The organism is Streptomyces sp. NPDC093510, from assembly GCF_040683555.1.
GTDB lineage: Bacteria > Actinomycetota > Actinomycetes > Streptomycetales > Streptomycetaceae > Streptomyces.
Genome location: NZ_JBFBEE010000012.1, coordinates 259,122 through 281,591 on the forward strand (window position 1 = coordinate 259,122; position 22,470 = coordinate 281,591).

A 22,470-nucleotide genomic window follows, 5' to 3' on the forward strand; every position below is an offset into this window, starting at 1 on the left:
CGGAAGGGGACCTGGGAAAAGCCGGGGAAGGCCGTGAGGGTCGGGACAAAGGCGTCCCGACCCTCACGCATGGTTCCGCGACACGGCTCTCTCAGGGCGCGTCGTCCGCCGACCCCGCCTCCCGCACCGCCGCGATCACGGCGTTCTGCGCCCGGTCGCGCCGGGCGGCCAGCCGCGGGTAGCTGTGTGCGCCGAACGCCTCGTCCGCCTGCGTCAGGAGCTTCTCCTTGAGCGCGGCGTCGACCGGTGGATTGCCGAGCCCGGCCCAGCCGCGCTCCAGACCGTCGCCCAGATGCGCCATGAGGTGGCGCAGGCCGCCCGCTCCACCGCCCAGATGGAAGGCCTGGAACGGCCCGACGACGGCCCATCGGGACCCGATGGACGCCGTGACGATGTCGTCCAGCTCGCCCACCGTGACGACGCCTTCCCGCACCAGGTGGATGCTCTCCCGCAGCAGCGCGGACTGGAGGCGGTTGGCGACGAAGCCGGGCACGGCCCGTCGCAGCACGACCGGGGTCTTGCCCAGCCGCGCGTAGAAGTCCACCGCCGCGCGGACATCGGCGGGGTCGGCGTCCTCGGCGGCCACGACCTCCACCAGCGGCACGAGGTGCGCGGGGTTGAACGGGTGGCCCACGATCACACGGCCCGGCCGGTCGAGGCGGGCGCCGAGGTCGGCCGGCAGCAGTGTGGACGTCGAGGAGAGCAGCAGGGCGCCGGGCGACGCCTCACCGGCCCGGCGGAACACGTCCTGCTTGAGCGACAGGTCCTCCAGGACGTTCTCCTGCACCACCTCGGCGTCCGAAGCGGCCTCCTCCACGGTGCGGTGGAAGGAGAGGCGCGCGCCGAGTTTCTCCGGGGGGACGGCGCCGCCGGGCAGCGAGCGCGCGTACTGCGGAAGGGACCGCTCGACGTGCTCCTCGGCGTCCGCCCGGGTGCTGGCGATCCGGACGTCGAACCCGGCGGCGGCGAAGAGCGCGGTCCAGCCGAGAGCGATCGTGCCGGTGCCGAGCACGGCGACGGTGCGCGGCGGGCCGGGGTTCGTCATGCCGCCCTCCGCTCTTCGCTCCGGCCCGCGCCCAGGATCTCCTGGCGCAGTCGCTGCAACCGCGAGGACGGCGCGACGCCGAGCTCACGGGCGAGCGTGGCGCGCTGCTGCTGGTACGCCTCCAGCGCCCGCCAGGTGTGACCGGAGCGGTGCAGCGCCGTCATCAGCAGGACGCAGATGTTCTCGTTGAGGGGATGGTGGGCGGCGAGGATCATCAGTTCGCCCAGGATCTCGCCGTGGCGGCCCAACTGGAGGTCCGCCTCCAGCCGCAGCTCCTGGGCGCGGGTGCGCGCTTCGTCCATGGCGAGCATCTCGATCTCCAGGATGCGGCCGGCCGGTACGTCGGCGAGCGCGGGGCCGCGCCACAGGCTCAGCGCGTCCCCCAGCAGGGCGGAGGCCTCGGCCGCCGCCCCCTGTTCGAACGCCCTGGTTCCCGCGGTGGCCTTCTGCTGGAAAAGCGTCGCGTCGCACAGGCCGGGCTCTGAATTCAGCTGATAACTGCCGAATCGGGTGATCAGCACGTCCTTCGGGGTGCAGGGAGAGTCCGCCGGGAGCGCCGTCTTGATGAGCCGGCGCAGCTGCAACACATAGGTTTGCAACGTGGTCTGGGCGCTTCGGGGTATGTGTTCGCCCCAGAGCTCCTCCATGAGCGTCGGAATGGGGACGATATGCCCCGACCGCAGCGCGAGGAGGGCCAGGAGCTGACGGGGCTTTCCGGCGCGGGGAACAATCGATCTGTCGGCAATTCGCACGTTCAGCGGACCCAGTATTTCGATTTCCATGGGTCGCCTTTCACTTGGGAATTCTGACGCCCATGAGTCTGGCACGGCGCGATCTAGGTTCCCAGTGATGTCGTCATGCATCGACATGATATTTTCATGCGCCCTGCGTGATTGCCGGTCAGATGACACCTGATTCGCGGGCGATCCGTATGGCGTCCACTCGATTGCGTGCGTTCAATTTGTTCACGATTGCGGTGAGGTAGTTCCGCACCGTGCCGACCGACAGGTGGAGCTCTTTCGCGATGTGGGGGGCGTCGTGACCGTCCGCCGTGCGGCGGAGCACCTCCGCCTCCCGGGGCGTGAGGATCTGCGTGCCCAGTTCGAGCGCGTCGAGCGTCATGCCCGGGTCGAACACCCGCTGGCCCGCCATCACGTCGCGGATCGCCGCCGCGAGCCGTTCCGGAGGTGAGTCCTTCAGCAGCAGTCCGTCGAGGCGTGCGTCCAGGGACCGGCGGATGACCGAGGGGCCGCCCATGCCGGTCAGGATGATGGTGCGGCTCTCCGGGAGGGCTTTGCGGAGCTCGGCGGCCGCGGTCAGGCCGTCGGTGCCGGGCAGTCCCACGTCGAGCACGGCTACGTCGGGGAGTGTGCGGCGGGCGGCGGGCACGATGTCGTCGCCGTGACCGACTTCGGCGACGACGGCGAAGTCCGGTTCGAGCCTCAGCAGGGCGACGAGCGCCCCGCGGACCATCTGTACGTCCTCAGCGATGAGTAGCCGTATCACTGCCGAACCCCCCCCTGGAAAGCAGTTGACCTCCCCCTGGCCAGCGTTGCGAAGGTTACATCCGGTCGCGGTCCTCCTACAGTCAACTGTCGGCCAACTATGCCTGGGGGAGCGGACGAGTTTCCCTCTAGGGACGCTCCAGAGGGCTCGATCAGAATGCGGCCCGTTCCTTTTCCACCCTATGCAGAGTTTTGCTCCGTCAGGACGCTGAATTGGAGAAGGTGTTGACAACAGTGATAAGTACCGACATTCTTCCCGTACGGCCTGCGTGCGCGGAAGGCTACAGCAGAATCCTCGGGGTCGGCGGCTATCGACCCCGAGCGGTGGTGGACAACGCGGAGTTATGCAAAACGCTCGATTCCACCCCGGAATGGATCGAGAGCCGCTCCGGTATTCGTGAACGCCGCTTCGCCGAGGACGACGAAACCCTGGAGAGCATGGCCGTCGCCGCTTCCGGAAAGGCCCTCGCCCAGGCCGGAGTCGACGCCGAGGACATCGATTTCGTGCTGGTCGCCACCATGACGGACCTCCTGCACGCCCCTCCGCTCTCGGCCCGGGTCGCACGCTCCCTCGGCGCGCGCGGGACGGCCGCCCTCGACGTCTCGGCCGCGTGCTCGGGGTTCTGCCACGCGCTCGCAGTCGCCTCGGACTCGGTCCGCTCGGGCAGCGCCCGGCATGTGCTGGTCATCGGCGTGGACCGGATGACGGACATCGTGGAACGCGTCGACCGGGGCGGCGCCTTCCTGTTCGCGGACGGGGCGGGGGCGGTCGTGGTCGGGCCGTCGGACGTCCCGGGCTTCGGCCCGGTCGTCCGGCGTACGGACAGCAGGTACGTCGACTCCGTCTGGATGACCTCCGCCTGGTCGAAGGGCGGCGAGCGGCCGTGGCTGCGCATCGACGGCCGGCGCATCTTCCGCTGGGCGATGGACGAGGTGGCCCCGGCCGCCGCCGAGATGATGCGGCTCGCCGGTGTCGACCCCGCCGGGCTCGACGCCTTCGTGCCGCACCAGGCGAATGAGCGGATGATCGGGCTCATGGCGGAACGTCTGGGACTCGGCCCCGGCACGGTCGTGGCGAGGGACGTCGTCCGAACGGGCAACACCTCGTCCGCGTCCGTGCCGCTCGCCCTGGAGAGCGTGCTGGCCGAGGGGCGGGTGCACGCGGGCGGCACGGCCCTGCTCATCGGATTCGGCGCGGGGCTGAGCTTCGCCGGGCAGGTGGTGGTGCTGCCATGACCGACACGGTCGCCGGAGCCCTGAGCTCAGTGACGGCGGAGTCCTTCCGCTCCGCGATGGCCTGCCACGCGGCAGGCGTGGCGGTCGTCACCACCCGCGACGCCGCCGGACGCCCCTGGGGGCTGACCGTCACGTCGTTCAGCTCGGTGTCGCTCGAACCGCCCCTGGTCCTCACCTGTGTGGCGCACCGCGCGGGCGGCTACGAGGCGTTCGCCGCGTGCACGGGCTTCGCGGTGAGCCTGCTGGACGAGGTCCAGCAGGAGATCGCCCAGCGCTTCGCCCGCAGCGGTGGCGAGAAGTTCTCACCGCAGGACAGCGACGACGACTCGATGTGCTCGCCGGTCGTGGACGGAGCCCTGTGCCAGCTCGAATGCCGGGTGCACGCCCGCTACCCGGCGGGCGACCACCTTCTCCTGGTGGGGCGCGTCACGCAGCTGCGATACCGGCAGGGCGCGCCTCTCGTCCATCACCAGCGGGCGTTCCACACGCTGAGAGACCGTTTCTGACCCCCGACGTTGGCAGGGCCGGGGCGCCGGGGGCCCCGGCACGTGGACCTCAGCGCGGGGCCGCGAGGAGCTGGGCGTAGCGGTCGAGATCGACGTTGCCCCCGCTGATGATCACTCCGACGCGGCGGCCGCGCAGTTCGGCGCTCCGCTCCCGGGCGGCGGCGAGGCCGAGGCAGCCCGTCGGCTCCACGACGGTCTTCATCCGCGAGGCGAACCACCGCATGCAGTCGGCGAGTTGGGCGTCGCTCGCGGTGAGCACCTCCTCCACACGGTCACGGATGACGGGGAAGGTGTACGCGCCCAGATGCTGGGTCTGGGCGCCGTCGGCGATGGTCTGCGGGGTGTCGATGCGGACGATCTCGCCGCGCCGCACCGAGAGCTGCCCGTCGTTGCCCGCCTCGGGCTCGACCCCGTACACCGCGCACCGCGGCGCCAGCGCCTGGGCCGCCAGCAGCGTCCCGGCGAGGAGCCCGCCACCGCCCAGCGGCACGAAGAGGGCGTCCAACTCACCCGCTTCCTCGAAGAGTTCTCGGGCCGCGGTGCCCTGTCCGGCGACGATGTCGGGATGGTCGTAGGGCGGGACGAAGGCCAGTCCGCGTGCGGCGGAGAGCGCCCGCGTGATTTCCTCGGGGTCTGCGTCGTAGCGGTCGTAGGAGACGACGTCGGCGCCGTATCCCTTGGTGGCGGCGAGCTTCGAGGCGGGCGCGTCGTGGGGCATCACGATGGTCGCCGGTACGTCGAGGAGACGCGCGGACAGCGCGACGGCCTGGGCGTGATTGCCGGAGGAGTACGCGACGACCCCCGCGCGCCGCTGCGCGGGCGTGAGGCGGGACAGCGCGTTGAAGGCGCCGCGGAACTTGAACGCGCCCATGCGCTGGAAGTTCTCGGCCTTGAAGAAGTAGTGCCCGCCGAGCTCGGCGTCGGTGAGGCGGGAGGTGAGCACGGGAGTGCGATGGGCGTGCCCGCCGATGCGCTCATGGGCGCGCACCACATCGTCGTACGTCGGCGCAGTCATGACCATGACGGTGAGCCTAATGGGAGGCGCGGACGGTGCGGACGGCGCCGGCGGCTTGTGCCGCGCTCAGCGCTCTCCGGGCGTCGCCGCAGTGGTCCGCCACTCCTGGAGCGACCGCGGCGGGGCGCTTTCCGCGGGACCCCGGAGGGCGTGGATGCCCTGGACGGTGGCGCAGAGGGCCTGGACCGTGGTGACGCAGGGGACGTCACGGGCACTGGCGGCGGTACGGGCCTCCTGGCCGTCCAACGTGGCGACGACGAGGTCGACTTGTTCCTCGCGGACGAGCTCGGCGACCGTCATGTCCCGGTCGTCGGGCCGACCCGCTCCGTTCGCGCCGATCGCGGTGGCGTCGATGCCGTTGCGCCGGAACACGTCCGCCGTGTCGGCGGTCGTCAGCAGCTCGAACCCCATGGCGGCCAGCTCGCGGACGGGGAGGATCACCGCGCGCTTGTCCCGGTCGGCGACGACGATGGCCACGCGGCCCTTGGTGGGCAGAGGGCGGTCGGCGGCGAGTCGGGCCTTGGCGAAGGCCGTACCGAACGACGCACCGAAGGCGGAGCCGTTGCCCATGGCCCCGTCCAGCTGGACGCAGACCGGCGCCCCCGCAGGCAGGGTGCCGCCGTCACCGACGGCCGGCAGCATGCCCTCGGCGCGCAGCTCGGCGACGGTCGCACCGAGCACGATGCGCGCACCGGCCCGGGCGAGGGCCACGGCGGTCGCGCACGAGGAGAAGGGCACGGTCCGCGAGGCAGACGGCTCAGCGCTCAGTAGGGAGAGGCTTCCGCCGGTCAGTGCGAAGCGGATGCTGAGCGGCCCGCGTGCGCCCAGGTCCCCGGCAACGGTCGCGCAGGCGGCGCGCAGGCGCGTGAGGTCGTGCTTGCCGAGGGCGACGGGCGGCAGCACGTGCGTCGTACCGCCGGAGGGGGAGTCGGCGGCCCCCACACATTCCATGACCGCGCCCACATAGAGCTCGTCCCCGTCGAACAGGGCGTCCACGTCGATCTCGACGCCGGTACCGGCGTCCACGCCGCGTACGCCGGCTCGGCGGACGGCCCCCAGAGGGTTCCCGGGAACCGCCACCCCGAGCTCCGCGAGACCTCGCGCGAGACGCAGCGCCCCGGCACCGCCGAACTGGACGACGACGCCCGCCACGGGACCGCCGCGCTGTTCGGCGTGGACCACCTCCAGGACGTCCTCCAGCGTGAGCGGCTCGGCATAGCTCCGGTCGCAGGCACTGCCGTCGGTGGCGAAGTCCTCGGGATCGCAGCCGACCAGTACGGCCTCGTATCCGGCCCCGCGCAGGGCGGCGGCGGCGTGGAGGCAGGAGTGCCCGAGCTCCGCGCCCAGGGCGCCCCGGCGCGAGCCCGGGCCCAGGACGATCACAGCGGGCTTGGCGCGCTGTACGACCTCGGGCTCCCCGTCGTACGAGGAGTAGAGGCACGGACTTGTCCCGGGCGGGCCGTCCAAGGCCCGGTAGACCGGTCGAATGCCCAGAGCGTGCCGCACTTCGCGTACCGCCTCCTCCCGCATCGAACGGAGGGCGGCGATCCACGCGTCGGAGAAGCCGTGGCGCTTGGCGTCGGTGAGCAGGTCGGGAGTCAAGTGCGGTGCCGCGGCGACCTTTTCGAGGAGCCCGTGGTCGTCCTGGGCGCCGGTGGAACCGACGGGGCCGCCGTCCCCGCCCCGCGGGCGCAGCGCCTTGTTCAGCGCTTCGGCGAACGTCCGGCCGGCCGCCGTGGCCCCGCCCCCCGTCGTGACGATCACGTGGCCGAAGGACGACGGCGTCCTCTCGGTGAGGCCGCCCGCTGTCTCGTCGAGGGTGCGGCCGACGGCGAGCTTGGCGGCGAGGGCGGAGGAGCGCGAGACGTGGGGGTTCATCCCGGTGACGATGACCCGGCCGTCCTCGGGGTCGACCGCGAACTGGATGGTGCAGCCGCCGGTGTCGACGCCGACCTCGCGGATGATCGCGATGCCGACGTCCCGCAGGATCTGGTACTCGCGGTCGGTGAGCGTCATCGCGGGGGCAACGGTGATCGAGTCGCCGGTGTGCACGCCCGTCGGGGCGACGTTCTCGATGGAGCAGACGACCGCCACGTTGTCATTGCGGTCGCGCATCAGCTCCAGCTCGTACACCTTCCAGCCGAGGACGGACTCCTCCATGAACACCTCGGCGGCCGGCCGGAACGTAAGACCGGCCTCCTCGACGACTCTTTTCAACAGGGCACCGTCCTGACACCTGTTGATTGTCTGGACGTTGGTGCCGGGTACGACGACGCCGTACTTGTCCAGAACCCCCTGCTCCTGAAGAGAGACCGCGACGTTCAGCGCCGCCCGACCGCCCGGCGTGGGCAGCAGCCCGTCGGGCCGCTCCTTGGCGATGATCCTCTCGATGAACTCCGGGGTGATCGGCTCGACATACGTCGCGTCGGCGATCTCCGGATCCGTCGTGATCATCGCCGGATCGGAGCTGACGAGGATGACCCGCAGCCCCTCCGCCTTCAAAGCCCGGCACGCCTGCGAGCCGGAGCCGATGATCAGGACGGAGCGGAGACCGGTGCGCTCAGGCACGGTGCCGGGTCCAATACGTCCGCGCCCGGGGGCGCGGTGCGCGGTCGAGGGGATCGCGCCACAGTCGTAGGGCGCAACCGACGGGGATGACGATGAGCAGGTAGACGACGGCCAGCAGCGCGGTGACGCCGGCGCGGCGGAGTGCGTCCATGGTGGGCCCCAATCGAGGTCGGAAGGTCAGTCCAACGGGATCAGTTCGCGCCAGTCGTCACTCTCCGACCACTGCGGCTGCTCGGCCTTCTCGATGAGGAAGCCGCCCATGGCGAGCGTGTCGATGTTCGTGCGCATGAAGCAGCGGTAGGCGTCCTCGGGAGTCGCCACGATGGGCTCGCCCCGTACGTTGAACGACGTGTTGACGAGGACCGGGCAACCGGTGAGCCGGTCGAATTCGGTCAGGAGCCCGTGGAGGAGGGGGTCGGACTCTGTGCTCACGGTCTGCACCCGGGCCGAGTGGTCGACATGAGTGACGGCGGGGATCGTGGAGCGAGTGACCTTGAGCAGGTCCAGTCCGCCGGCGTCCGCGGCGGCCGGCGAGGACAGCCGCTGCCCCGCGGCGATCTGTGCGACCAGCAGCATGTAGGGACTGTGCTGGGTCAACTGGAAGTATTCCGCGGCACGTTCGGCGAGGACCACGGGGGCGAACGGCCGGAACGACTCCCGGAACTTGATCTTCTGGTTCATCGCTGACTGCATCGCCGGGTCGCGCGGGTCGCCGAGGATGGAGCGGGAGCCGAGGGCCCTCGGGCCGAACTCCATCCGGCCCTGGAACCAGGCCACCACTTTCCCCTCCGCGAGGTGCTCAGCCACCGCGCGGTTGATGTGGTCAGGGCCGAGCCGTTGGTGCGGGATGGCGGAGGCGTCCAGGTAGGCCTGGACGTGGTCGTCGTCGAAGGCCGGGCCGAGCCGGGAGGAGCGCATCGCGTCGCGTCCCGTCCGGGTGTGCGGCCGCGCCCGGGCGGGGCCGCGCTGCGCGAGGAGTGCCGCCCCGAGAGCGCCGCCCGCGTCGCCGGCCGCCGGCTGGATCCACAGCTCGTCGAAGATCCCGGATTCGGCGATCTTGCCGTTGGCCACGCAGTTGAGAGCCACACCACCGGCCATGCAGAGCCGGTGTTCGCCGGTGAGCCGCTGTGCTGTCCGGGCGAGCTTGAGCATGATCTCTTCGGTGACGAGCTGCACGGAGGCGGCGAGGTCGAACTCCCGCTCGGTCAGCGGGCTCTCCGGTTCGCGGCGCGGTCCGTCGAAGAGCTCCTCGAAGGCGCGGCCCGTCATGACATGGCCGTGCAGGAACGCGAAGCAGCGCGTGTCGAGGCGGAAGGAACCGTCTTCCTTGACGTCGACGAGGTGGTCCCGGATCCGCTGGGCGTAGACGGGCCGCCCGTACGGGGCCAGACCCATGAGCTTGTACTCGCCCGAGTCGACCTTGAACCCGCAGAAGTAGGTGAAGGCCGAGTAGAGCATCCCGAGCGAGTGCGGAAAGGAGAGCTCGGCGACAGGCGCCACGTTCCCGTCCGCGCCGTGCCAGATCGAGGTCGTCGTCCACTCGCCCACCCCGTCCACACAGAGGACGGCGGCGCTCTCGTAGGGGCTGGGAAGATACGTGGAGGCGGCGTGCGACTCGTGGTGCCGGAAAGCCCTGATCTCGGGTACGGGACCGGGGCCCAGCTCCGCCAGCCGGTCGCGCACCGTGTTCAGGGCGCGCCGCTTCCAGCTCAGCCAGCTGGGCATGACCTCCCGGAAGGAGCTCCAGGACCGGGGCGCCGTGCCGAGGTAGGTGGCCATGACCCGGCGGAACTTGAGATCCGGCCGCTCGTAGTACGCGACGGCGTCGAGGTCGCCGAGACGGAGCCCCGCCTCGTCCAGGCAGTAGCGGATGGCCAGTTCGGGGAAGGCCGGGTCGTGCCGGCGTCTGCTGAACCTCTCTTCTTGAGCGGCGGCGACGATCCCGTCCGCGCCGACGACGGCGGCCGCGCTGTCGTGGTAGTAGGCGGACAGGCCCAGGACGGTGGTGACCGGGGCATCGGTGGCCATGGGCTCAGCTCCTCGGTAGGAGATCTCAGCTGTCGGGTGTCAGAGGGAGGGACGCGCCGGCTGGGCGGCGGCCGGCGTACGACGGCGACTGCTCAGGACCGCGCGCAGCTCGGCGAGCCGGCCCGTGGGCGGATTGAGGGAGCGGTAACCGACCCGGACGCGCTCCCAGGCCTCGGCTTCTCCACCGGGACCCGGCGTTCCGGGCAGGTCGGAGAGGTAGTTGTCGATGGCGTCGGCCGCCCAGGCGGAGTGCCCGGTGGCCACGTTGTCGATCGTGTTGTGGAGGTCGACGAACTGGGTGCTGAAGCCGTGGTGCCGCAGGGCCACGCGGGCATTGCGGTAGCTGCCCCCCACCCCGGACAGCTCCATCGCCAGGTTGAGGCCGAGGATCTCCGGGGTGAACTCGTCGGGGAAGCGGGAGACGCTGAGCCAGAACACCGGCATGGCGAAGGACTCGTCGCGCAGCTCGGGCCAGTCGGTGAACGCGCGGGACGCGGTGGGCGGCAGGTCGATGCCCATCTGCCGCAGCAGTTCCCGGTAGATACGCGGGTGGTTGAGCTCCGGTTCGCCGTTGCCGAGCTCGTCCCAGTAGGTGCGGAAGAGGAAGTGGCCGACTCGGGAGGAGGCGAGCCGGTAGTCGGTGAAGGCCTGCAGCCAGCCGCCGTCGATCATGATGAGGGGCGCCAGTTGCAGCGTGGAGTCCACCAGTTCCGCGCGGCTGGGCAGCGTGACGTGGTTCTCCTCGAACCCTTCCGCGTGCTGATCGTGAGCGCGGGCGAGCCAGGCGCGGAGTCCGTTCTCCCGATCCCAGACGACCGGCAGTCCGCTGCGCGAAGGGCGGTTGAGGGCGTAGCGGCACCGCGCCAGCCAGCGCGTGGCGTAGGCATGCGCGAAATCGCGCAGGGCGGGCGAGTCGGCACGGCTCAGCAAGGGCGTGTAGGCGGACCGCGCCGCTCTGTGCGTCAGCGGGGGCCTGCGTGCCGTGAACGGTGCCGGCGCGCTGTCCGCGGCCGGGTGGGCCTCCGCCGGCAGGGCCGACAGGGCCGACTTCGACCCCTGTACGGGCCACTGCGCCTGGGCCCGGTGCAGATCGCGGCGGGGCTCCTCCTGCCCGTCGGCCGGGGCGGTGAGCACGGACCCCGGATCCGGCAGCCGGCGGATCCAGCGGCTAAGCAAGGAGATCTCCTCCTCGGTGAAGATGCGGAACATGGGCCCCTTGGGGCCGATGAGCGACCGCAGCAGCGGGCTGGCCTCGGGCTTTCCGGGGCGTACGAGCCGACTGCGGGCCAGCGCGGTCAAGAACGGTGTCGGACCGGCGTCGACGTCGGCGAACCACTCGGAGAGCGGGCGCCCGTCGAGCAGGAAACGGGAGTGGTACGCCGCCGCCTGGCGGGCCCGCGTGTGGATCAGCCGCCAGACTCCGTAGTCGGGGTGGAGGGAGAGCGCCGTTTCCTGGTGCAGGCGCTCGCTCCAGTCACGCACTTCGCGCAGTGCCCAGCGGAAGCCGCTGACCGCCCGCCCGGCGTCGTCGCCCTCTCCTGAGGCGCGCTCGGCGGAACGCGGACGCGCGGCGTCGAGGAGCGCGTGTACGGCGGCCCAGGACAGCTCGCGCCCGCTGGCCCCGGCACCGGGCCGCGGACCGCCCAGGTCCAGAGCCGCGTACTCGTCGTCCCTGACCCGCGCGGCCCGGAGCGCGGCCGCCAGGGGCGGCAGGACGCCGATGTGGCGCAGACAGAGGTCCGCACCGAGCAACTGGGCCTGGTAGGCGTCGGGGTGACGGCTCATCAGTAACAGCAGGGCGGGCAGCCGGAAGCTGAAGCCGTCGACGTACTCGCTGCCCGCGAGCTGCAGACCGGGCTGTTCCTCCGCGATGCCGTGCCCCCTGAGGAGTTCGCGGAAGTCGGTGCCGCGGTCGGCCAGCGGCATGCCGACGCCCACGTCGGTGGCGTACAGGCTCAGGGTGCGAAGGACCGGTTCCGTCTCGGAGTTGCCGGGGCTCGAGAGCCACTGCAACCAGGCTCCGGCGCTCAGGGCGAAGGGCGCGCAGTTGCGTATGACCCGGCGGACCGTCTCCTGCCGTGCGTCCGCCTCCTGGCCGGTGGCGGCCGGGAACACGTCGGTGAAGCGCTCGCTCTCCTCCGCGCTCCACCGGACGGCCTCTTCGGCCAGCGACCGGAGCGACCGCGCGGCGTCGCCGGGGTCTTCGGACGCCTCGGTCGAGGGGAGGTCTCGGCGGTCCTCCGGCGTGAGCGGCAGCGGAGGGCCGGGGGAGAGCGCACGCAAGTACAGCGTTCGATAGCGCGAGGACATGACGGAGTGAAACCTCCTCTCAGAACATCGGGTAGATAGTGTTGTCCTTGCGGCGCTTGCGCTTGTTCTTGCGCAGTTTGAGCAGCGCGACGAGTTTCCGGAACATGCTGATCACCTCACTGGGGGAGGATGGCGAATTCGTTCCTCAAGATGTCGGTGACGACGCGGTTGCCCTCGTCCGTGCAGTGGGTCTGGTCCACGAAGAGCCAGGAGTCCCGGTGCGGCGAGGAGTCGAGCGCCTGGTTCACGTCGAGGAAGGGCACACCGCTCCGCTTGCAGGCGGCTTCGAGCCGCTGCGCGTAGGAGGCGTGCACGTCGGGATCGAGGATCTGCCGGAACAGGTCCCACATCTGGGAGCGCTTGCTGTAGTTCTCCTCGATGAGGAGGCGTTCCTCCTCGGTGAGCCGCTTGCCGCTCCAGGCCGCGGTCGCCTGGAGCGCGAAGTGCACGCGGGCCCCGGTGGGGGCGGCGAGCTCGACGAGCCGGTTCAGGTTGCGTTCGGTGGCGCGGGCCGCGATGTCGATGCGCTGTTCGGGATCGGCCAGCGCGTGCTTCTCCTGCCGTGCCTCGCCGCTGAGGCGCCGCGCCGCCTGCGCCACCCGGCCCTGGGCCCAGCCGGGCTGCCGGCCGCCGCTGTGGGGAGCGGGCACGCCCAGCTGGCGGAAGAACTCACCGGAGAAGAAGAACTGGCCGTACCCGCTGTCGGCGTCCGGGAGCCCGCCGACCACGAGGTCGTTCAGGCCCGAGTAGACGATGATGTTCCGCACGGCGGGCAGTTCGTCCCGGTGCATGAGGAAGAGCAGCGTTTCCTGAGTGGAGTTGAACGCGGGCGCGGCGAGGTTGAGCCACGGCCCGGCGAAGTCCCCCTGGGAGAGCAGGGACGGAATCGTATGGGCGTCGTCGCTCGCTCCCAGCCCGAAGGCGGGAGAGGCGCCGAGCACCACGTTCACCGGCGCGTCTGGACGGTTCTCTTTGAGGGAGAAGGAGGATTCACCCCTGACCGAGAGACGGAATCCGCCGGAATCCGTGTTGATGGTCGGGGACGTGTGGCCCGGCCGGTTGAAGAACATGACGTACGGCGTCCAGCAGATGTCACCCGTGGCGAATTCCTCGTAGTACCTCATGTGCGGAGTCAGTTTTCTCTGCTGTTCCACTGATTGCCCCTCCGAGCCGACGGTGACCCCTTGAAGGGGCCGCCGGGCCTGGTGCGGCCCGGGCCCGGCGGCCTCGGTGCCGGACTCTGCTCACGAGTGCTCGAGCGGTACTCGAACGCCTCGGAGAGGGAGAGGGATTCAGACGCGGGCGACGGAGGAGGGGTGCGTCGTCGGACAGCAGACCGTCAGGTGGAACCAGCCGCGGACGGCTTCGGCGCGCAGCTCGCCGCCGATCTGCTCCACGCGTGTGGCCATGTGGTCCAGTCCGCTGCCGCCGTGGCGGGTGTCGGACGCGAAGGAGGTGCTCGCCTGCGCGGCCGGGCCGGCCGAACCGTCGTTGATCACCGCGAGTTCCAGGTGGCGCCCGTCCCCGGTGAGGCAGTGTTTGAGCACGATCCGGCACTGGGTGGCCTGGCTGTGCCGCAGCATGTTGGTGACCGCTTCGCGCAGAACCACCGCGAGGACGCTGCCGATCCGGGGGCTGACGTGCTTGAAATCGCCCTCCGCGGACACCTCTATGCCCGCGGAACGAAGGACCCGGCTGCCCAGTTCGAGTTCCTGGAGCAGATGCAGGGACCGCTTTCCGTGCACGACCGCCCGTACGTCGGCCAGGGCGGAACGGGTGATCTCCAGCGACTCGGACAGCTCCTTGAGCGCCTGCGCGTCGTCCTTCCCGATCAGCCTCTTGGCCAGTTCGGTCTTCAGGGTGATCGCGGACAGGCTGTAGCTGAACAGGTCGTGCAGGTCCTGGGTGAAGCGGACGCGCTCCTGGGCGACGGCCACCCAGGCGGATTCCTCGCGCCGCCGATGAAGGTCGGTCACCAGGCCGGCCAGTCTGCTCAGGGCGGTCGAGATCAGACCGATGGAGATGGTCGAGAGCCCCATGAACGCGACGGTGAGGAGGTTGTCCCCGCTGGTGAGCGAGATGGTGAGGACGGCCAGGGAGATCAGCCCGAACAGGGCCGCGGACGCCCTGGGGTTCAGGAACTCCGTCACGGCTCCGGCGAGAAATCCGCACAGAGCGCCCGACTGGTGTCCGACGAAGAGAACCGGTGAGAAGGAGAGCGCGGCCTGCGCGGTCAGCGACCAGCTGGGGTGGCGAATGCGACTGCGCAACTGCGGCGAACAGTGCGCCAGTTGGAGGAGATAGCAGCAGCTGACGACGGCGCAGGAGACGTACAGGCTCTGGGGCGTGTGGGAGAACTTGATCAGGTTCGCTACGCCGATGAGGGCGAATCCGGCGAGAATGACCGCCATGAGGCTCACCGCGTACTTCGGGGGCATCACCGTTGCGTTCCGGGCATGTGGGGGGCCTCGCATTTTCCATGCGGGTGTCGGGGTGCGGGCACGTCGGACAGGCATACCCGAGTCGTTCCGCGGTAAACGATGGCAATAGTCAATGTGTTCGAGAGTCGGCGGAGTTCGGCTCGAGGCCGGACGGAGAGGTGCCCCGACCGCGGAATTCGGCCGGGCCGCATGATGGGCGTATGAGAGAAGAGACCACAGAGCCGGAAGCGATGGATCAGGTCCTCACCGAGGTCGGCCCCCGGCTGCGCCGCATCCGCAAGGAGCGCGGCGCCACCCTCGCGGGCCTGTCCGCGGCCACCGGCATCTCGGTCAGCACCCTGTCGCGCCTGGAGTCGGGTCACCGCAGGCCCAGCCTCGAATTGCTCCTGCCGATCGCCCGCGCCCATCAGGTGCCCCTGGACGAGCTGGTCGGCGCCCCGCCCGTGGGCGACCCGCGCGTGCGGGCCAAGCCGATCGTCCGGCACGGCCGCACCATGCTCCCGCTGACCCGCCAGCCCGGCGGCCTCCAGGCGTACAAGGTCGTCGAGCCCGCCCGCACCGCGGCCGCCCCGGACCCGCAGACCCACGAGGGGTACGAGTGGCTGTACGTCCTGTCGGGGAAGCTGCGCCTGATCCTCGGCGACCACGACGTGGTGCTCGGTCCGGGCGAGGCCGCGGAGTTCGACACGCGGGTCCCGCACTGGTTCGGGGCCACGAGCGAGGGGGGCGCGGAGTTCATCAGCCTCTTCGGGCCGCAGGGGGAGCGCATGCACGTCCGGGCCAGGCCCACTCGTAAGGGTGACGCGGGCTGAGGGCTCCCCGGACCGCCTCCCGGGGCCCTCCCCGAGACTGCCCTCAGGGCTGTTCCCTTACGGGCAAGCGACCGCTTAGTATGCGGACGAGCACGGTCTACGACAGCCCCGTGGAGGCCCCGCATGCAGGCATGGCAAGTGCACGAGAACGGCGAGCCCGGCGAGGTGATGCGCCTCGCCGAGACGGACCGCCCCGCGCTCGACGAGGGGCAGGTGCTGCTGAAGGTCCGCGCCGCGAACATCAACTTCCCCGACGCGCTGCTCTGCCGGGGCCAGTACCAGGTCAGGCCCGCGATGCCGTTCACGCCTGGCATGGAGATCTGCGGCGAGACCGAGGACGGGCGGCGTGTGATCGCCAACCCCGTGCTGCCGTACGGCGGTCTCGCGGAGTACGCCGTCGCGGAGAGCGCCGCGCTGCTGTCTGCCCCGGACGCCCTCGACGACGCGGAGGCCGCCGCGCTCCACATCGGCTACCAGACCGGCTGGTTCGCCCTGCACCGCCGCGCGCACCTCCAGGCGGGCGAGACCCTTCTGGTGCACGCGGCCGCGGGCGGTGTCGGCAGCGCCGCCGTGCAGCTCGGCAAGGCGGCGGGCGCCAAGGTCATCGGTGTCGTCGGCGGCGAGGACAAGGCGCGGGTCGCGCGCGAGCTCGGCTGCGATCTCGTCCTCGACCGGCGCACGGACGACGTGATCGGTGCCGTCAAGGAGGCGACCGGCGGCCGCGGCGCCGACGTGATCTACGACCCGGTGGGCGGCGACGCCTACACCAAGTCCGCGAAGTGCGTGGCCTTCGAGGGGCGGATCGTCGTCATCGGCTTCGCCAGCGGCGCCATCCCGACGCCCGCGCTCAACCACGCCCTCGTGAAGAACTACTCGATCGTGGGCCTGCACTGGGGCCTGTACAAGACCAAGGACCCGGGCCTGATCCTGCGCTGCCACGAGGAGCTGTCCGAGCTCGCCGTCAAGGGTGCGATCAAGCCGCTGGTGAGCGAGCGCGTGCCGATGTCCGACGCCGCGGCCGCCGTGCAGCGCGTCGCCGACGGCGTGACGACCGGCCGCGTGGTCGTCCTCCCGCACGGGGGTGCCGCATGACCGACGCCGCCGAACTCCGTACCCGTACGCAGGAGTTGCTCGCCGCGCACCCGCCCGCCACGACGGACCGAGCCGACTTCCTCAAGGCCCGCTTCGACGCCGGCCTCGCCTGGGTGCACTACCCCGAGGGACTCGGCGGGCTCGGCGCGCCACGCTCCCTCCAAGCCGTCGTGGACACCGAACTGGAGGCCGCGGGCGCGCCCGACAACGACCCGCGCCGCATCGGCATCGGCCTCGGCATGGCCGCGCCGACCGTGCTCGGCTTCGGCACCGAGGAGCAGAAGCGCCGCTTCCTGCGCCCGCTGTGGACCGGCGAGGAGGTGTGGTGCCAGCTCTTCAGCGAGCCGGGCGCCGGGTCCGACCTCGCCGCGCTCGGCACCCGCGCCGTGCGCGACGGGGAGAGCGGTGACTGGGTGGTCAACGGCCAGAAGGTGTGGACCTCCAGCGCCCACACCGCCCGCTGGGCCATCCTGATCGCCCGCACCGACCCGGACGTGCCCAAGCACCGGGGCATCACGTACTTCGTGTGCGACATGACGGACCCGGGCGTCGAGGTGCGGCCGCTGCGCCAGATCACCGGCGAGGCCGAGTTCAACGAGGTGTTCCTCACCGACGTGCGCATCCCCGACGCGCACCGCCTCGGCGAGGTCGGCGACGGCTGGAAGGTCGCCCAGACCACGCTCATGAACGAGCGCGTCTCCATCGGCGGCATGCGCATCCCGCGTGAGGGCGGCATGATCGGGCCGGTCGCCAAGGCCTGGCGCGACCGCCCCGAGCTGCGCACCCACGACCTCCACCAGCGCCTGCTGAAGCTCTGGGTCGACGCGGAGGTCGCCAGGATCACCGGAGAACGGCTGCGCCAGCAGCTCGTCGCGGGCCAGCCGGGCCCCGAGGGCTCCGGCATGAAGCTCGGCTTCGCCCGCCTCAACCAAGAGATCAGCGGCCTGGAGGTGGAACTCCTGGGCGAGGACGGCCTGTTGTACGAGGACTGGACGATGCGCAGGCCCGAGCTGGTCGACTTCACGGGCCGCGACGCTGGCTACCGCTATCTGCGGTCCAAGGGCAACAGCATCGAGGGCGGGACCAGCGAGGTCCTGCTGAACATCGTCGCCGAGCGCGTCCTCGGCCTGCCCGCCGAGCCGCGCACCGACAAGGACGTCGCCTGGAAGGACCTCGCGCGATGAGCGACCTGCTGTACTCCGAAGAGGAAGAGGCGCTGCGCTCCGCCGTGCGCGGACTGCTCGCCGACCGGTGCGATGCCGCGACCGTCATCGCGCGCGTGGAGAGCGACACCCCGCTCGACCGCGAGCTGTGGAAGGCGCTCACCGACGGCATGGGGCTTGCCGGGCTCCTCGTCCCCGAGGATCTGGGCGGCCAGGGCGCCACGCACCGCGAAGCCGCCGTCGTGCTGGAGGAGCTGGGCCGCGCGGTGGCGCCCGTGCCCTACCTCACCAGCGCCGTCGTCGCCACGGAGACGCTGCTCGGTTGTGCGGGGAGCGAGGCCGCCGAGCTGCTCGGGGCGCTCGCCGCCGGACGCACGGTGGGCGCGCTCGCCGTGAGCCTCGCCGTCGCTCCGGGAGCCCCCTTCGAAGGCGTACGTCATGAAAAGGGCGCCCTGCACGGGGAGCTGACCGGCATCGCGGACGCGGTCGGCGTCGATGTGCTGCTCGTCCCCGCCGACGGTGGGCTCCACGCCGTCCACACGGCGCAGGACGGTGTCACCGTCACCCCGCGGACCTCCCTCGACCTCACCAGGCCGCTCGCCACGGTGACCCTCGACGGGGCACGCGCGCGTGAGCTGACGCCGGACGCCGGGGCTGCCGTACGGCGAGGTCTGCGGGCCGGGGCCGCGCTGCTCGCCTCGGAACAGCTGGGCATCGCCGAATGGTGCCTGACCGAGACCGTCCGCCACACGAAGGAGCGGCACCAGTTCAACCGGCCCGTCGGCTCCTTCCAAGCGCTCAAGCACCGGCTCGCCCAGCTGTGGACCGAGGTCGTCAACACCCGCGCCGCCGCCCGGTACGCGGCCGACACCCTCGCCACGGGCAGCGCCGACGCGGACGTGGCCGCCGCCCTCGCCCAGGCCTACGCCGCGCCCGTGGCGGTGCGCGTCGCCGAGGAGGCGCTCCAGCTGCACGGCGGTATCGGCATGACCTGGGAGCACCCCGTCCACCTCTACCTGAAGCGCGCCAAGGCGGACGCGACCGCCTACGGCACGGCGGGAAGGCACCGCGAGGCGCTCGCCGCTCTGGTCGATCTCCAGGCGCCCTGACCCGCCCGACGCAATTTGATGTAGCCCGCACCTATCAGGTGCGGGCTGCGCGTTTTACGCCGCTATTACGTAGTGCATAATTGCGAGCTGTTCGCAACAACAGCTGATCTTCAGTAGTAGGGGTGTGGAGCATGAGGGCCCGATCGATACGGGGCGCAGGCGCGGTGGCGACGGCGGCCGCGATAGCGGTCGCCGCCTCCGCCTGCTCGGCGCCGGGCGACGGCGGCGGTGCCGGCGGTGCCAAGGACTCGGCGGTCGTCGGCATCGCCTACGAGCCCGAGACCCTCAGCCCCCTCCTCGGCTACGGCAAGGACGGCAACTCGAAGATCTTCGACGGGCTGCTCACCCACGACGCCGACATGAAGCTCAAGCCCGCCCTCGCGGCCGAGCTGCCCAAGGTCACCGACGACGGCAAGACCTACACGTACAAGCTCCGCAAGGGCGTCAAGTTCAGCGACGGGAAGCCCTTCTCCGCCAAGGACGTCGTCTTCACCTACGAGACGATCCTCGACAAGAAGACGAACAACGCGTCCAAGACCGAGCTGGACGCCGTCAAGAGCGTCGAGGCGAAGGGCGAGGACACCGTCGTCTTCCACCTCAAGTACCCCTACGCGCCGTTCGCCGAGCGCACCGTCCTGCCCATCGCGCCCGAGCACATCGCGGGCGAGCAGGACGTGAACACCGGCGCCTTCACCACCAAGCCGGTCGGCACGGGCCCCTACGAGCTCGTCAAGTGGTCCAAGGGCGAGAAGCTCACCTTCAAGGCCAACCCCGACTACTGGGGCGGGGCGCCGAAGGTCAAGAACTTCACCATGGCGATCATCAAGGACGACGACATCCGCGCCACCCGGCTCGACGCCGGTGAGCTCGACGGCGCGATCCTGCCGCCCAACCTCGCCAAGAAGTACAAGAGCGACAGCAACAAGAACACCTACGCCGCCAAGACCTTCGACTACCGCGTCGTGACCCTGCCCACCGGCAACAAGGTCGCGGGCGACACCGCGGTCCGCCGCGCCCTCGACGTCGGCGTGAACCGCAAGGCGATGGTCGACTCGATCCTGTACGGCGAGGGCAAGGAGGCCTACGGGCCCGTCCCGACGGACAGCCCCTGGTTCACCAAGGGCACCGAGCGCAAGTTCGACGCGGCCAAGGCGAAGAAGATCCTCGACGACGCCGGCTGGAAGCCCGGCAAGGACGGCATCCGCGAGAAGGACGGCGTCCAGGCGAAGTTCCCGCTCTGGTACCTCTCCGGGGACAAGCTCCGCCAGGACCACGCCCTCGCCTACGCCTCCGACGCCAAGAAGATCGGCATCAAGGTCGAGGTGCAGTCCGGCACGTGGGAGGTCATCGAGCCCCGCATGCCCAAGGACGCGGTCCTCGCGGGCGGCGGCTCCCCGGCCGACCCGGACTTCGACCAGTACACGCTCCTGAAGTCCTCCCTCGCCGGCGACGGCTTCAACAACATGGCGCACTACGACAACCCCAAGGTCGACAAGGCCCTGGAGGACGCCCGCAAGAGCGGCGACCACGCCGAGCGCCAGGCCGCGTACGACACGATCCAGCGCGAGCTCGTGAAGAACCCGGGCTACACGTTCCTCACGCACATCGACCACCTCTACGTCGTCGACAAGAAGTTCGGTGACCTGACCACCCAGGTCGAGCCGCACGACCACGGCCTGGCCTCCGGTCCCTGGTGGAACGTCGAGGACTGGCAGCCGAAGAAGTGACGTCAGCGATATCCGAGGCCCCGGGGAAGACGGCGCGCCGCCGCCTTCCCTGGGGGCCGATGGCGCGCCTCGCGGCACGGCGCGCGCTGTTCGCCGTGCCCGTGCTGCTCGTCGTGACCTTCGGCGTCTTCGCCATCGCCGCCGCCTCGCCCTTCGACCCCGTCAAGGCGTACGCGGGCACGGCCGGGCTCACCGCCTCGCAGGAGAACCTCGACCAGCTCCGCGCCAACCTCGGCGTCGACAAGCCGCTGGCCGCCCGCTGGTGGGACTGGCTGACCTCGGCCCTCACCGGTGACCTCGGGGACTCCAGCACGCTCCGGCAGCCCGTCGCGGACGCCATCGGCGAACGCGTCGGCTGGTCTGTGCTCCTCGCCGCGACCGCCTTCCTCGTCGCGATCCTGCTCGGCACCGCCCTCGGCGTCCTCGCCGCCCGCCGCCCCGGCGGCTGGCTCGACCGCGCCGTGACCTCCCTCGCCTACACCCTGGAAGCCGCGCCGCCGTTCTGGCTCGGCCTCCTCGCCGTCTGGTTCTTCGCGCTGAAGCTCGGCGTGCTGCCCTCGGGCGGCCTGACCGACACGGCCAGCTCGACCGTCACGGCCGGACAGGTCGCGAGCCACCTCGTGCTGCCGGCGGGCGTCCTCGCCGTCTCCCAGCTGCCCTGGTTCGTGCTGTACGTACGCCAAGGCGTCGGCGACGCCCTCGGCGACGACCCCGTGCGCGGGGCACGCGCGCGTGGCCTCGCCGAACGGACCGTCCTGCTCGGCCACGCCCTGCGCTCCGGCATGCTGCCCGTGCTCACGCTCATCGGCTCCCGCGTACCCGAACTGATCACCGGCGCCCTCCTGGTGGAGACCGTCTTCAGCTGGCCCGGCATCGCCGCGGCCACCGTGCAGGCCGCCACCTCCGTGGACTTCCCGCTGCTCGCCGCCCTGACCGCGCTCGCCACCGCCGCGGTACTTCTGGGCAACCTCGTGGCCGACCTCCTGTACGGCCTCGCCGACCCGAGGGTGGGATTCGATGGCTGACATCGCCTGGCGCGCCCATGGCGGCGTGCGCCGCTCCACGCGAGCGTGGCGGGTGCGCATCTCCGCGGTGCTCGTCGCCGCGGTCGTCCTCGCCGTCCTCGTCGTACCGCCCCTCGTGAACCTCGACGAGCAGGCCGTCGACCTCGCGTCGAAGCTGCGGCCGCCGTCCCTCGCGCACCCCTTCGGGACCGACGACGTCGGCCGCGACCTGCTGCTGCGCTGCGTCTACGGACTGCGCGTCTCGCTTCTGGTCGGCGTCGTCGCGGCCGTCGTCGCCACCGTCATCGGCACGGCGGTGGGCGCCCTCGCGGCCGCGTCCGGAGGCTGGGTGGACCGGATCGTGATGCGGCTCGTGGACGTCTTCTCGTCCGTGCCGCACCTGCTGCTCGGCATCTTCATCGTCGCGATGTTCCGGCCCGGCGTCTGGCCGGTCGTCGTCTCCGTGGCGCTCACGCACTGGCTGTCCACCGCCCGCATCGTGCGCGCCGAAGTCCTGTCACTGCGCTCGCGGCCCTACGTCGACGCGGCGATCTCCGGCGGCGCCTCACGGCTGCGCGTCGCGGTGCGCCACCTGCTGCCCGGCGTGCTGCCGCAGGCCGGCCTCGCCGCGGTCCTGATGGTGCCGCACGCCATCTGGCACGAGTCGGCGCTGTCCTTCCTCGGCCTCGGCCTCCCCACCCACCAGGCCAGCCTCGGCACGCTCGTGCAGAGCGCGCGAGGCTCGCTCCTCGCGGGGGACTGGTGGCCGACGCTCTTCCCCGGCCTGTTCATCATCGTGCCCACCCTGGCGATCGCGGGCCTCGCGGGCGCCTGGCGGGAACGGATCAATCCCCGGCGCCGATCGGAGCTCATGCTGTGACGGTCCCCGTCCTCTCCGTAGAGGGGCTT

19 protein-coding genes are annotated in these 22,470 nt (G+C 71.1%); 9 read left to right on the forward strand and 10 right to left on the reverse strand.

The window, feature by feature from the left end; all coding sequences use genetic code 11:
- Positions 1-91 precede the first annotated feature (91 nt).
- From AB0N81_RS21385 to AB0N81_RS21395, 3 genes are all read right to left on the reverse strand, one after another.
- Complete coding sequence (locus AB0N81_RS21385) at positions 92-1,045, reverse strand: 3-hydroxyacyl-CoA dehydrogenase NAD-binding domain-containing protein (protein ID WP_365360510.1); 954 nt, start codon at positions 1,043-1,045, stop codon at positions 92-94.
- Positions 1,042-1,827 (reverse strand): AfsR/SARP family transcriptional regulator, encoded by a 786-nt coding sequence (locus AB0N81_RS21390; protein ID WP_365360512.1) that lies wholly within the window; start codon positions 1,825-1,827, stop codon positions 1,042-1,044. The genes AB0N81_RS21385 and AB0N81_RS21390 overlap by 4 nt, the downstream gene beginning before the upstream one ends.
- A 118-nt stretch (positions 1,828-1,945) precedes the next feature.
- Positions 1,946-2,551, reverse strand: coding sequence for a response regulator transcription factor (locus tag AB0N81_RS21395; RefSeq protein WP_365360514.1), 606 nt, complete (start codon positions 2,549-2,551; stop codon positions 1,946-1,948).
- A 233-nt stretch (positions 2,552-2,784) separates the two neighbouring features.
- On the opposite strand from AB0N81_RS21395, the gene AB0N81_RS21400 reads away from it, so the two are divergent.
- Positions 2,785-3,786 carry a beta-ketoacyl-ACP synthase III gene (locus AB0N81_RS21400; protein WP_365360516.1) on the forward strand — a complete coding sequence of 334 codons (1,002 nt, stop codon included), beginning with the start codon at positions 2,785-2,787 and terminating at the stop codon, positions 3,784-3,786.
- Positions 3,783-4,292 carry a flavin reductase family protein gene (locus AB0N81_RS21405; RefSeq protein ID WP_365360518.1) on the forward strand — a complete coding sequence of 170 codons (510 nt, stop codon included), beginning with the start codon at positions 3,783-3,785 and terminating at the stop codon, positions 4,290-4,292. The genes AB0N81_RS21400 and AB0N81_RS21405 overlap by 4 nt, the downstream gene beginning before the upstream one ends.
- Positions 4,293-4,341: 49 nt before the next feature.
- On the opposite strand, the gene AB0N81_RS21410 is transcribed toward AB0N81_RS21405, so the two are convergent.
- The 7 genes from AB0N81_RS21410 to AB0N81_RS21440 form a co-directional block, all read right to left on the reverse strand.
- The gene (locus tag AB0N81_RS21410) at positions 4,342-5,313 is read right to left on the reverse strand and encodes a threo-3-hydroxy-L-aspartate ammonia-lyase (RefSeq protein WP_365360520.1); all 972 of its coding nucleotides are present in this window, start codon (positions 5,311-5,313) and stop codon (positions 4,342-4,344) included.
- Positions 5,314-5,373: 60 nt separating this feature from the next.
- Positions 5,374-7,875 carry a hypothetical protein gene (locus AB0N81_RS21415; RefSeq protein ID WP_365360522.1) on the reverse strand — a complete coding sequence of 834 codons (2,502 nt, stop codon included), beginning with the start codon at positions 7,873-7,875 and terminating at the stop codon, positions 5,374-5,376.
- Positions 7,868-8,026 carry a hypothetical protein gene (locus AB0N81_RS21420; protein WP_365360524.1) on the reverse strand — a complete coding sequence of 53 codons (159 nt, stop codon included), beginning with the start codon at positions 8,024-8,026 and terminating at the stop codon, positions 7,868-7,870. The genes AB0N81_RS21415 and AB0N81_RS21420 overlap by 8 nt, the downstream gene beginning before the upstream one ends.
- A gap of 26 nt (positions 8,027-8,052) precedes the next feature.
- Positions 8,053-9,903: a carbamoyltransferase gene (locus AB0N81_RS21425; protein WP_365360526.1), complete on the reverse strand. Its 1,851-nt coding sequence runs from the start codon at positions 9,901-9,903 to the stop codon at positions 8,053-8,055.
- Positions 9,904-9,942: 39 nt separating this feature from the next.
- Complete coding sequence (locus tag AB0N81_RS21430; protein ID WP_365360528.1) at positions 9,943-12,213, reverse strand: iron-containing redox enzyme family protein; 2,271 nt, start codon at positions 12,211-12,213, stop codon at positions 9,943-9,945.
- Between the two features lie 116 nt (positions 12,214-12,329).
- On the reverse strand, positions 12,330-13,337 hold the full coding sequence (locus AB0N81_RS21435) for an IopA (RefSeq protein ID WP_365360530.1): 1,008 nt from the start codon (positions 13,335-13,337) through the stop codon (positions 12,330-12,332).
- A 168-nt stretch (positions 13,338-13,505) separates the two neighbouring features.
- Positions 13,506-14,651 (reverse strand): histidine kinase, encoded by a 1,146-nt coding sequence (locus AB0N81_RS21440; protein ID WP_365360532.1) that lies wholly within the window; start codon positions 14,649-14,651, stop codon positions 13,506-13,508.
- A gap of 203 nt (positions 14,652-14,854) precedes the next feature.
- Here AB0N81_RS21440 and AB0N81_RS21445 point away from each other — a divergent pair, with 203 nt between their 5' ends.
- The 7 genes from AB0N81_RS21445 to AB0N81_RS21475 all read left to right on the forward strand — a co-directional run bounded on the left by AB0N81_RS21445 (position 14,855) and on the right by AB0N81_RS21475 (position 22,441).
- Positions 14,855-15,466 carry an XRE family transcriptional regulator gene (locus AB0N81_RS21445; protein WP_365360534.1) on the forward strand — a complete coding sequence of 204 codons (612 nt, stop codon included), beginning with the start codon at positions 14,855-14,857 and terminating at the stop codon, positions 15,464-15,466.
- A gap of 123 nt (positions 15,467-15,589) precedes the next feature.
- Positions 15,590-16,558 carry an NADPH:quinone oxidoreductase family protein gene (locus AB0N81_RS21450; RefSeq protein WP_365360536.1) on the forward strand — a complete coding sequence of 323 codons (969 nt, stop codon included), beginning with the start codon at positions 15,590-15,592 and terminating at the stop codon, positions 16,556-16,558.
- Positions 16,555-17,742, forward strand: coding sequence for an acyl-CoA dehydrogenase family protein (locus AB0N81_RS21455; protein WP_365360538.1), 1,188 nt, complete (start codon positions 16,555-16,557; stop codon positions 17,740-17,742). Before AB0N81_RS21450 ends, AB0N81_RS21455 begins: the two co-directional genes overlap by 4 nt.
- A complete protein-coding gene (locus AB0N81_RS21460; RefSeq protein ID WP_365360539.1) occupies positions 17,739-18,830 on the forward strand; it encodes an acyl-CoA dehydrogenase family protein in 1,092 nt (363 codons plus the stop codon). Before AB0N81_RS21455 ends, AB0N81_RS21460 begins: the two co-directional genes overlap by 4 nt.
- Positions 18,831-18,961: 131 nt before the next feature.
- Positions 18,962-20,557, forward strand: a complete 1,596-nt coding sequence (locus tag AB0N81_RS21465) for an ABC transporter substrate-binding protein (RefSeq protein ID WP_365360540.1) — start codon at positions 18,962-18,964, stop codon at positions 20,555-20,557.
- 59 nt (positions 20,558-20,616) lie between these two features.
- On the forward strand, positions 20,617-21,582 hold the full coding sequence (locus AB0N81_RS21470; protein ID WP_365360630.1) for an ABC transporter permease: 966 nt from the start codon (positions 20,617-20,619) through the stop codon (positions 21,580-21,582).
- Positions 21,575-22,441 (forward strand): ABC transporter permease, encoded by an 867-nt coding sequence (locus AB0N81_RS21475; RefSeq protein ID WP_365360542.1) that lies wholly within the window; start codon positions 21,575-21,577, stop codon positions 22,439-22,441. The genes AB0N81_RS21470 and AB0N81_RS21475 overlap by 8 nt, the downstream gene beginning before the upstream one ends.
- Positions 22,442-22,470: the final 29 nt, after the last annotated feature.

Bases quoted from the DNA above. Each gene is read 5' to 3' on its own strand.
- AB0N81_RS21435 (WP_365360530.1), bottom strand. From the start codon at position 13,337: ATGAGGTACTACGAGGAATTCGCCACGGGTGACATCTGCTGGACGCCG.
- AB0N81_RS21420 (WP_365360524.1), bottom strand. From the start codon at position 8,026: ATGGACGCACTCCGCCGCGCCGGCGTCACCGCGCTGCTGGCCGTCGTC.
- AB0N81_RS21425 (WP_365360526.1), bottom strand. From the start codon at position 9,903: ATGGCCACCGATGCCCCGGTCACCACCGTCCTGGGCCTGTCCGCCTAC.
- AB0N81_RS21430 (WP_365360528.1), bottom strand. From the start codon at position 12,213: ATGTCCTCGCGCTATCGAACGCTGTACTTGCGTGCGCTCTCCCCCGGC.
- AB0N81_RS21470 (WP_365360630.1), top strand. From the start codon at position 20,617: ATGGCGCGCCTCGCGGCACGGCGCGCGCTGTTCGCCGTGCCCGTGCTG.
- AB0N81_RS21460 (WP_365360539.1), top strand. From the start codon at position 17,739: ATGAGCGACCTGCTGTACTCCGAAGAGGAAGAGGCGCTGCGCTCCGCC.
- AB0N81_RS21475 (WP_365360542.1), top strand. From the start codon at position 21,575: ATGGCTGACATCGCCTGGCGCGCCCATGGCGGCGTGCGCCGCTCCACG.
- AB0N81_RS21390 (WP_365360512.1), bottom strand. From the start codon at position 1,827: ATGGAAATCGAAATACTGGGTCCGCTGAACGTGCGAATTGCCGACAGA.
- AB0N81_RS21405 (WP_365360518.1), top strand. From the start codon at position 3,783: ATGACCGACACGGTCGCCGGAGCCCTGAGCTCAGTGACGGCGGAGTCC.
- AB0N81_RS21440 (WP_365360532.1), bottom strand. From the start codon at position 14,651: ATGCCCCCGAAGTACGCGGTGAGCCTCATGGCGGTCATTCTCGCCGGA.
- AB0N81_RS21410 (WP_365360520.1), bottom strand. From the start codon at position 5,313: ATGGTCATGACTGCGCCGACGTACGACGATGTGGTGCGCGCCCATGAG.
- AB0N81_RS21455 (WP_365360538.1), top strand. From the start codon at position 16,555: ATGACCGACGCCGCCGAACTCCGTACCCGTACGCAGGAGTTGCTCGCC.
- AB0N81_RS21445 (WP_365360534.1), top strand. From the start codon at position 14,855: ATGAGAGAAGAGACCACAGAGCCGGAAGCGATGGATCAGGTCCTCACC.
- AB0N81_RS21385 (WP_365360510.1), bottom strand. From the start codon at position 1,045: ATGACGAACCCCGGCCCGCCGCGCACCGTCGCCGTGCTCGGCACCGGC.
- AB0N81_RS21465 (WP_365360540.1), top strand. From the start codon at position 18,962: ATGAGGGCCCGATCGATACGGGGCGCAGGCGCGGTGGCGACGGCGGCC.
- AB0N81_RS21450 (WP_365360536.1), top strand. From the start codon at position 15,590: ATGCAGGCATGGCAAGTGCACGAGAACGGCGAGCCCGGCGAGGTGATG.